The sequence below is a fragment of the Nocardia sp. NPDC059229 genome (assembly GCF_042754165.1).
Lineage (GTDB): Bacteria > Actinomycetota > Actinomycetes > Mycobacteriales > Mycobacteriaceae > Nocardia.
The window spans coordinates 1-11,230 of the sequence record NZ_JBHZAK010000056.1 but is presented as its reverse complement, the minus strand read 5'-3'; the positions used below and the strand labels follow the sequence as shown (position 1 = coordinate 11,230).

The window sequence follows — 11,230 nt, the reverse complement described above, 5'->3', positions numbered from 1 at the left end:
CGCTGCCAATAGGCCACCTGGCGGGCCATGATCGAGGACGAGTCCTCTTCGGAGCCCAGCACTTCGCGCTGCCAGACAGCGAAGTCGGCGTACTGCACCGCCAGCGGGGCCCAGCCCGGGACCGCGCCCTGGTTGCGCGCGGTGTAGGCGACCATGACGTCGCGGGCCAGCGGCGACATCGAGAAACCGTCACCCGCGATGTGGTGCACGACCACCACGAGCACGTGCTCGGTGGCGTCCTCGCCGCCGACGCGGAACAGGCGGGCGCGCAGCGGAACCTGCTCGGCCACATTGAAGCCCAGTGTGGCGAAGGCGGTCACGGTGGCGGTGACGTCCTCGGCCGCGACGGTGACCGGCCGCAGGTCGAGGGCGATCTCCTCGGCCGGGACGACCACCTGCATCGGGGTGCCGCCGTGCTCCGGGTACCGGGTGCGCAGCGACTCGTGCCGGCGGACCACGTCCGCGACCGCGAGTTCCAGTGCGGCGGTGTCGAGTTCGCCGGTCAGGCGGATGGCCAGCGGCAGGTTGTAGGCCGCCGAGGAGGTGTCGTACTGGTTCAGGAACCACATGCGCTGCTGCGCGAACGACAGCGGCACCAGCTCACCGGCAGTCCGGGTGCGGGCCACCAGCTTGGCGCGCGAAGCACCATCGGCGTGCGATTCGATGCGGGCCGCAAGGGCCTCGACCGTGGTCGCCTCGAACAGCGTGCGCACCGCGACCGTGGTGTCCAAGGCCGCACCGATGCGCGACACCACCCGGGTGGCGATGAGCGAGTTGCCGCCCAGATCGAAGAAGTCGTCGTCCAGGCCCACCCGCGGTAGATCCAGGACCTCGGCGAAGACGGCGGCGACCGTCTCCTGCACCGGGGTCTCCGGGGCGCGGAAGGCCCGCGCCTGCGCGGCCGGAGCCGGGAGCGCCCGGCGGTCCAGCTTGCCGTTGACGGTCAACGGGATTCGGTCCAGCACCACGATGGCGGACGGGACCATGTAGGACGGCAGCAGCTCGGCCGCGCCGTCGCGGACCGCGTCCACGGCCGGCGCGATGCCGTTCTCCGGCACCACGTAGGCCACGATGCGCTGATCGCCCGGCTGGTCCTCACGCACGATGACCGCGGCCTGCGCCACGCCCGGCTGGGCCAGCACGGCGGACTCGATCTCACCGAGCTCGATGCGGAAGCCGCGCACCTTGACCTGATCGTCGGCGCGGCCCAGGTATTCCAGCTCACCGAAGCGGTTCCAGCGGGCCACGTCGCCAGAGCGGTACAACCGCTCCCCCGGTACCGCTCCGCCTCCCCGCGCTTCGAACGGGCTGGCCACGAAACGGGCCGCGGACAGGTCGGGTCGACCCAGGTACCCACGCGCCAATTGCGGTCCGGCCACGTACATTTCGCCCGCGACACCGACCGGAACCGGGTGCAGGCGGTCGTCGAGAACGTAGACGCGCAGGCCCGCGATGGCCCGGCCGACCACCGAACCGGTGGCGGCGGCGATGGTGTCGGCATCGAGCACGCGCACGGACACGTGCACGGTGGTCTCGGTGATGCCGTACATGTTCACCAGGTACGGCGTGGAATCACCGTGGCGGGCAACCCAATCCGACAGGCGGCGCAGCTCGAGCGCCTCACCGCCGAAGACGACGTAGCGCAGCGCCAGCGACTGCTGGTCACCGGCGGCGGTATCCGATTCCCGGCTCGCCGAGGTAGCGATCCGGTCCGCCTCGGCCAGCTGGTAGAAGGCAGACGGGGTCTGGTTGAGCACCGTGACCTGTTCGCGGCGCAGCAGTTCCAGGAACTGCTCGGGCGAGCGGGAGACGTAGTAGTCGACCACGACGAGCTTGCCGCCGTAGAGCAGCGGGCCCCACAGCTCCCACACCGAGAAGTCGAAGGCGTAGGAGTGGAACAGGGTCCACACGTCGTCGGGGCCGAAGCCGAACTCGCGATCGGTGTTCGCCATGAGCCGCACCACATTCCGGTGCGCCACGGCCACGCCCTTGGGGCGGCCGGTGGAGCCGGAGGTGTAGATGACGTAGGCGACGTGGTCCGGGCGCAGCGCGGCCCGGCGGTCGGCATCGGTGACCGGCCCGTCGGCCGCGTCCACGATATTGCCCGCCTCCAGCGAGAACCCGTCCAGCAACACGGTGTTCAGCTCGCCCGGCAGCTCGACCTGCACGGTCGAGTCGGTGATCACGCTGGTCGGCCGCGCGTCCGAGAGCACGTAGGCGATGCGGTCGGCCGGGTAGGTGGGATCGATCGGCACGTAGCCCGCACCGGTCTTGATCACGGCCAGCAGCGCCACCACCAGATCAGCCGAACGCGGCAGCAGCACCGCGACCAGCGATTCCGGTCCCGCACCCTCGCCGATCAGGCGGCGCGCCAGCACATTCGCGCGGCGGTCCAGGTCGAAGTAGGTGAGTTCCTCGTCGCCGAAGCGCACCGCGACGCGCTCCGGATTCGCGGCCACCGCCAGGTCGAACAGGCTCGACAGGGTGGCGTCGGCCGCCGCGAACGGGCTGGCCAGGGCGGCCAGCGGGTTGGCCAGGCGCTCGGCGGAGGCGCCCAGCGCGAGCAGGGCGGCGGCCTCGGGCGCGATGCCCGAGGTGCCCTCGGCGACAGCGCGTTCGGCATCGGCGACCGCGGCCCGCGCGGTCTGGGCCAGGGCGACGATGTCCTCGCCCGCGGAAACCCAGTGCTCGGCCACATTGTGGCGCTCGCCCTCGCCCAGCAGGTCGATATCGCCGATCAGCGCGGCCGGATCCTCGGCGACCGCGCGCAGGATGCGGACCAGGCGCTCGGCGAAGGAGATGACGGTCTCGGCGTCGAACAGGTCGGCGGCGTAGTTCCAGGACAGGCCCAGCGTGCCGTCGGCGCGCTCGCTCACGGTGAGCTGCACGTCGAACTTGGCGGTGCCCGGGTCGAATTCGACGACCTCGAGCTCCAGCGCTCCGCCTCCCTGCGCTTCCGGCAGCGCGACCGCCGCGGCGTCCTTGGCCCCGGCTGCCTCGAAGGTCAGCGCCACCTGGAACAGCGGGTGGTGCGCCTGCGAGCGGACCGGGCTGAGCACGTCGACGAGACGCTCGAACGGCACGTCGGCGTGCGCGAAGGCGGCCAGGTCGGTGCGGCGCACCTGGGCCAGCAGGTCGCGGAAGGCGGCGTCCGGGCGCACCTCGCTGCGCAGCACCAGGGTGTTGACGAACATACCGACCAGGTCGTCCAGCGCGCGTTCGCCGCGGCCCGCGATGGGGGTGCCGATGGCGATGTCGGTGGCACGGGACAGGCGCGCGGCCCAGGTGGCCAGGGCGGCGTGCACCAGCATGAACAGGGTGACGTCGTGCTCGCGGGCCACGCCGGTCAGGGCGCGGTGCAGCTCGGCGTCGATCGAGAAGTCGTAGGTGCCACCGGTATTGGTGGCGATCTCCGGCCGCGGGCGGTCGGCGGGCAGCTCGATCTGCTCGGGCAGGTCGGCCAGCTGAGCGGTCCAGTAGGCGATCTGCTGGGTCGCGAGGGACTCGGAATCGGTTTCCGCGCCGAGGATCTCGCGCTGCCACAGCGTGTAGTCGGCGTACTGCACCGGCAGCGGCGCCCAGGCCGGGGCCTCGCCGGTGCTGCGGGACAGGTAGGCGGCCAGCACATCCCGCAGCAGCGGGCGCAGCGAGACGCCGTCCGCGCTGATGTGGTGCAGCACCAGCACGACCACGTGCTCGTTCTCGCTGAGGCTGAGCACGGTGGCGCGGAACGGCAGTTCGCGGGTGACGTCGAAGAACACGCTCGCGAGCTGGGTGATGCGCGCGGTCAGGTCGGCCGCGGTGACGGTCTCGGTCCGCACCTCGAAGTCGACCTCGGACAACGGCAGGATGCGCTGGTACCCGTCGCCCTCGACCTCGGGGTAGATGGTGCGCAGCGACTCGTGGCGGGCCAGCACGTCGCCGATGGCGGCGGTGAAGGCAGCCGGGTCGATCGCGCCGGTGAGCTTCAGGGCCACCGGGATGTTGTTGACCGCGGTGCGGTTGTCGAAGCGGTTCAGGAACCACATGCGCTGCTGTGCGAGCGACAGCGGCACCAGCTCCGGGCGCTCCTGGGCGGCCAGCGCCGCGCGGGCGCCGGTGCCGACGCGCGATTCCAGTTGCGCGGCAAGGGAAGCCACGGTGGTGGCATCGAACAGCGTGCGCAGCGGGATATCGGCGTCCAGGGCGGCCGACAGCCGCGCGATCACCTGGGTGGCGATGAGCGAGTTGCCGCCGAGCTCGAAGAAGTCGTCGTCCAGGCCGACCCGGTCCAGGCCGAGCACGTCGGCGATGGTGCCGGCGACCGTCTGCTGCACCGGCGTGGCCGGGGCGCGGTAGGTCTTGGCGGCGAAGGTCGGCGCGGGCAGCTGCTTGCGGTCCAGCTTGCCGGAGGCATTGAGCGGGAAGGCGTCCAGCACCATGAAGGCGGCCGGGACCATGTAGGCCGGAAGCCGCTCGGACAGTTCGTCCTTGACCGCGTCGAGGTCGAGGTGACCGTCGGCGGCGATCAGGTAGGCGACCAGCTGATCGCCGGTGCGCTCGTCGGTGCGGACCACCACCACGGACTGGGCGATCGACGGCAGCGCGGTGAGCGCGGACTCGATCTCGCCGAGCTCGATGCGCAGACCGCGCAGCTTCACCTGGAAGTCGGTGCGGCCCAGGTACTCCAGCTCGCCGTTGCCCGTCCAGGTGACCAGGTCACCGGTGCGGTACATGCGGACGCCGGAGCCGAAGGGGTTGGCCACGAAACGATCCGCGGTCAGGTCGGGGCGCGCCACATAGCCGGTGGCGAGCTGATCGCCCGCCAGATACAGCTCACCCGCGACACCCACCGGAACCGGCTTCAGACGCGAGTCCAGCACGTACACCTGGGTGTTGAAGACCGGCGCGCCGATCGGCACCGAGGCCAGGTCGGCGTCGGTGACCTCGTGGAAGGTCACGTCCACCGCGGCCTCGGTGGGGCCGTACAGGTTGTGCAGGCGAGCGCCGGTCAGTTCGCGCAGCTTCTGCGCGGTCGGCGCGGGCAGGCCCTCACCGGAGGCGAAGACATTGGTCAGGCTGACGCAGTCGGCCGCGGCCGGCTCGGCCACGAAGACCGCCAGCATGGACGGCACGAAGTGGGTGACCGTGACGCCCTCGCGGACGATGATCTCGGCCAGGTAGGCCGGATCGCGGTGGCCGTCCGGCTTGGCGACCACCAGGCGCGCGCCGACCTGCAAGGGCCAGAAGAACTCCCACACCGACACGTCGAAGGTGGCGGGGGTCTTCTGCAGGACCACGTCGTAGGCGGCCAGCCCGTACTGGGCGTGCATCCACACCAGACGGTTCACGATCGCGGCGTGGCTCACGGCCACACCCTTGGGGCGGCCGGTGGAGCCGGACGTGAAGATCACGTACGCGGTGTTCTGCGGGCGCAGCGGCGAGCGGCGCTCGGCATCGGCGACCGGGGTGTCGGCGAAGCCGGACAGATCCAGCTCGTCGATCCGGACCTGGCGCGCGTCAACGCCTTCCAGGTCGTCGCCGGAGGTCAGCACGCAGACCGGCTGTGCGGTCTCGAGGATGTACTGGGTGCGCTCGGCCGGGTGATCCGGATCCAGCGGCACGTACGCGCCACCGGCGACGGTAACGGCGTACATGCCCGCGACCAGGTCGATGGAGCGGCGCATACCGAGCGCCACAAAGGATTCCGGTCCGACGCCTTCGGCGATGAGCCAGCGCGCGAGCTTGCGGACACGAGCCGCGAACTCGGCGTAGGACAACTGTGTCTTATTTTCCGGGCTCCGCCCGGGCGTCCCCTCGAAGGTGACCGCGGTCGCTTCGGGAGTCAGCCCGACCTGCGCCTCGAACAGCGAAACCAGCGTCGCCGCAGCGCCTTCGGAGATCTCCGGCAGTGCGGTGTCGAGCTCGAACGCGGTCTCGTTCCAGCCGACCAGCAGCTGGCGGCGTTCGGCCTCGCTCAGCAGCTCGACATCGCCGACCAGCTGGGTCGGGTCCGCGGCCACGGCGGTGAGCATGGCCACGAAGCGCTGCGCGAAGACGTCGGCGTACTGCGCGTCGAAAAGGTCTGTCGCATAGACGAGTTCGGCATCCATGGCCGCGATGTCCGATTCGCGGCCCGCGGCGGCACCGTCGATGACCTCGCTCAGCGTCAGCTGCAGGTCGAACTTGGCCGACTGCTGGTCGATGGCCAGCTCGGACACGCTCAGACCCGGTAGCTCCAGCGAGGCGCGGCCCAGATTCTGGAACGACAGCATGACCTGGAACAGCGGGTGCCGGGCCTGCGAGCGGGCCGGGTTGAGCACCTCGACCAGCCGCTCGAACGGCACATCCGCGTGGGCGAAGGCCTGCAGATCGCGCTCGCGCACGGTCTTCAGCAGGTCGGTGAAGCTGGTGCCGGTGTCGACCGGCGACCGCAGCACCAGGGTGTTGACGAACATGCCGACGAGATCGTCGAGGGCCTGCTCGCCACGGCCCGCCACCGGAATTCCGACCGAGATGTCCTCGGTGCCGCTCAGGCGCGCCAGCAGTGCGGCGAAAGCACTGTGCACCACCATGAACAGGGTGGTGCCATTGCTCTGCGCCACCCGGTTCAGCCCGGCGATGAGCTCGCCCGGGACCTGGAACCGGTGGGTGCCGGCGTCGTAGGACGCGACGGCCGGGCGCGGCTTGGCCGACAGGCGCAGCTCGTCAGGCAGGCCGGACAGGGTGCCGCGCCAGTAGTCGAGCTGCTCGGTGATGAGCGAGCGCGGATCCTCTTCCGAGCCCAGCGTTTCCCGCTGCCACAGCGCGTAGTCCGCGTACTGCACCGGCAGTTCGGTCCAGCCCGGCGTCTCGCCGTTGCTGCGCGCGATGTAGGCGGTCATGAGGTCGCGCACCAGCGGGTTCATCGAGAAGCCGTCGGCGGCGATGTGGTGGGCCACCAGCACCAGCACGTGATCGTCGGCCGCAAGGCGATAGGCGCGCAGGCGGACGGCGGTCTCGGTGGTGACGTCGAAGCCGCGAGCGGCGAAGTCGTAGACCGCGGCGAACAATTCGCCCTCGGTCACGTCCAGCACATCCAGCTCGGGGATGGCGCGGCCGGTGGGCAGCACCTTCTGGTAGGCGACGCCCTCGTGCGACGGGTAGAGGGTGCGCAGCGACTCGTGCCGCGCCACCACGTCGGCGATGGCCCCGCGCATGGCGTCGAGATCCAGTGCGCCGGTGAGCCTTACGGCCGCCGGGATGTTGTTGGCGGCCGATTCCGGATCGAACCGGTTGAGGAACCACATGCGCTGCTGCGCCAGCGACAGCGGCGGGTACTCCGGGCGGGTCCGCACCGTGAGGGCCTGGCGCACACCGGTTCCCGCGTGCGACTCGACGCGGGCGGCCAGCGCGGCCACGGTCGGGGCCTCGAACAGTACGCGCACGCCGATCTCGGCGTTCAGCGCGGCGGCGAGGCGGGCCACGACCTGGGTGGCGACCAGCGAGTTGCCGCCCAGCTCGAAGAAGTCGTCGTCCACGCCGACGCGCTCGACGCCGAGCAGATCGGCGAAGATCTGCGCGATGATCTCCTCGATCGGGGTCGAGGGCGCGCGGAAACGCTTGGCCTCGAACACCGGAGCGGGCAGCGCCCGGCGGTCCAGCTTGCCGGAGGCGTTGACCGGGAACGCGTCGAGCACCACGAGCGCGGCCGGGACCATGTAGGCGGGCAGCGAGCCGCTCAGCGCGGCCTTGACCGCGTCGACGTCCACGACCGCCTCGGCCTCACGCACCACATAGCCGACCAGCTGGTCACCGGCGTGCGCATCGGTGCGCACCACCACGACCGACTGGGCGATGGCCGGCTGCGCCAGCAGCGCGGCCTCGATCTCGCCGAGCTCGATGCGCAGACCGCGCAGCTTGACCTGGAAGTCGGTGCGGCCCAGGTAGTTCAGTTCACCGTCGGCGGTCCAGGAGACCAGGTCGCCGGTGCGGTACATGCGGTCGCCGGAGACGAACGGGTTGGCGACGAAACGATCGGCGGACAGGTCGGGGCGGCCGAGGTAGCCGCGCGCCAGCTGATCGCCCGCCAGATAGAGCTCACCCGCGACACCCGGCGCGACCGGGTGCAGGCGGGCGTCGAGCACGTAGGTCTCGGTGTTCCAGACCGGGCGGCCGATCGGCACGAACACGGTGTCGGTGTCCACGACCTCGTGGTAGGTGACGTCGACGGCCGCTTCGGTCGGGCCGTACAGGTTGTGCAGACGCGCACCGGTGAGCTCGCGCAGCTTCTGTGCGGTCGGTGCGGGCAGCGCCTCACCCGAGGCGAAGACCTGCCGCAAACGCGGTGCGGGGACCGAGGAGTCGCCGTTCTCGTTGCCGAGGGTGGCGACGAACACCGACAGCATCGACGGCACGAAGTGGGCGGTGGTGATGCCGGTCTCGGCGATGACCTGGGCCAGGTACACCGGGTCGCGGTGGCCGTCCGGCCTGGCGACCACCAGGCGGGCGCCGGTCTGCAGGGGCCAGAAGAACTCCCAGACCGACACGTCGAAGGTGGCCGGAGTCTTCTGCAGGACAGCGTCGTTCGCGTCGATCGGGTACTCGTGCTGCATCCACAGCAGGCGGTTCACGATCGCACCGTGCTCGACCGCGACACCCTTCGGGCGGCCGGTCGAACCGGAGGTGAAGATGACGTAGGCCGTATGCTCCGGCCGGATCGCCTGTCCCCGTTCGGCATCCGTGATCGGCGCGTCGGAGTAGGCCTCCAGGTTCAGCGTGTCGACCTCGAGCACCGGCACATTGCGGCCGGTGACGAAATCGTCGCGGCTGGTGGTGAGGATCGCGACCGGGCGGGCGGTGTCGAGCACGTAGTCGATGCGCTCGTCGGGCTGATCCGGATCCAGCGGCACGTACGCGCCACCGGCCTCCAGCACCGCGTACATGGCGACGACCAGATCCAGCGAGCGCCGGATGGCCAGCGCCACATGCGATTCCGCGCCCACGCCCTGGGCGATCAGCTTGCGGGCCAGCTGGTGTACCCGGGCCGCGAACTCGGTGTAGGACAGAGCTGTCCCCTCGAATTCCACGGCAGGCGCATCGGGGCTGGTCAGAGCCTGTGCTTCGAACAGCGAAACCAGCGTCGCGGCCTCGCCCGCCGGCAGCGCGGGCAGCACCCGCGCCAGGTTGAACGCGGTGTCGTTCCAGTCGTCGAGCACCCGCTCGCGCTCGTCGGCGACCAGCAGGTCGATATCGCCGAGCGGCCGGTCCGGGTCCGCGACAACGGCTGCCAGGATCAGGTCCAGGCGGTGCGCGAAGGCCGCGATGGTGGACTCGTCGAAAAGGTCCAGCGCATAGGAGATCTCGGCGGACATACCGGCGTTCTCGCCGTGGTCGTCCTGCGCCTCCTGCAGGGTCAGCTGCAGGTCGAACTTGGCCAGGCGGGCGTCGTAGTCGATGCCGTTGACCGAGAGCCCGGGCAGTTCCAGGCTGGCCTGCCGGGTGTTCTGGAAGGTCAGCATGACCTGGAACAACGGGTGCCGCGCCTGCGAACGAGCCGGGTTGAGCACCTCGACCAGCCGCTCGAACGGCACGTCCGCGTGCGCGAAAGCGTGCAGGTCGGTGTCGCGGGAGCGAGCCAGCAGATCGGCGAAGGTCTCCGAGCCGTTGACCTCGGTGCGCAACACCAGGGTATTGACGAACATACCGATCAGGTCATCGAGGGCGGCCTCACCACGACCGTGCACCGGGGTGCCGATGGCGATGTCGCCTGTCCCGGACAGGCGGGCCAGCAGCACCGCGAGCGCGCTGTGCATGACCATGAACAGCGAGGCATTGTGCCGGCGGCCCAGATCCACCAGCGCCTGCTGGGTTTCGGCAGAGATGGCGAACGGGTAGGTGCCACCCTGGTAGCTGGCCACGGCCGGACGCTGCCGGTCGGCGGGCAGCACCAGCTCGTCCGGCAGATCGGCGAGCGCGGCGGTCCAGTAGCGGATCTGCTTGGCGATCAGCGAATCCGGGTCGTCCTCGGAGCCGAGCACCTCGCGCTGCCACAGCGCGTAGTCGGCGTACTGCACCGGCAGTTCCGCCCAGGCCGGGGCCTCCCACGAGGTGCGGGCGGCGTAGGCGACCATGACATCACGCGCCAGCGGGCCCATGGACCAGCCATCGGCACTGATGTGGTGGACCACCATGCCCAGGATGTACTCGGTCTCGCTGATCTCGAAAAGCGCGGCGTGCAAAGGCACTTCGTCGGTGACGTCGAAGGCCATGGTGGCCAACTCGACCAGGTGGTCGATCAGATTCGACTCGGTGACCGGCACCGGCGTCAGGTCCGGCACGATCTGCGCGGCATCCAGCACCCGCTGCACCGGGCCGTGCGCGGTCTCCGGGAAAACGGTGCGCAGCGACTCGTGGCGGTCGATGACGTCGATGACCGCGACCTGCAGGGCCGCGATATCGAGCTCACCGGAGAGCCGGATGGCGACCGGGATGTTGTTCACCGCCGAGGCGGTGTCGAAGCGGTTGAGGAACCACATGCGCTGCTGCGCCAGCGAAAGCGGGACCTCGCTGGGCCGTTCGCGGGCCACCAGGGCCTTGCGGCCGCCGTCGCCGACGTGCGATTCCACCCGGGCCGCCAGGGCTTCCACGGTGGCGGCCTCGAACAGCATGCGCACCGGCACGCGGGTGTCGAGGGCCGTGCCCAGTCGGGTCGCCACCTGGGTGGCGATCAGCGAGTTGCCGCCCAGTTCGAAGAAGTCGTCGTCGACGCCGACCCGGGCGATGCCCAGCACCTCGCCGAAGATCTGGGCGACGATCTCCTCGATCGGCGTTGTGGGAGCACGGAATTCGCGTACCTCGAAGCGCGGCGCGGGCAGCGCGCGGCGGTCCAGCTTGCCGGAGGCGTTCACCGGGAACGCGTCCAGCACCATGATCGAACCCGGCACCATGTAGGCGGGCAGGGTGCGCTGCAGCGAGGTCTTGACGCCGTCCAGATCCACCGGGCCGCCGGCCACGATGTAGGCGACCAGCTGATCGCCGGCCACGGTGTCGATGACCAGCACCACGGCCTGCTGCACCTTGGGGTGGTCCAGCAGCGCGGTCTCGATCTCGCCGAGCTCGATGCGCTGGCCACGGAACTTCACCTGGAAGTCGGTGCGGCCGATGTAGTCGATGACGCCCGGGTCGTTGTGGTTCCAGCGCACCAGGTCACCGGTGCGGTACAGGCGCGAGCCCGGCTCGCCGTACGGGTTGGCGACGAAACGCTCGGCGC

Annotated in this window: 1 protein-coding gene; it reads right to left on the bottom strand. The window is 70.4% G+C overall.

The features are described from left to right. Positions 1–11,230: amino acid adenylation domain-containing protein (locus tag ACFXHE_RS43765; RefSeq protein WP_379391649.1), on the bottom strand; the 11,230-nt coding region annotated here is incomplete at both ends.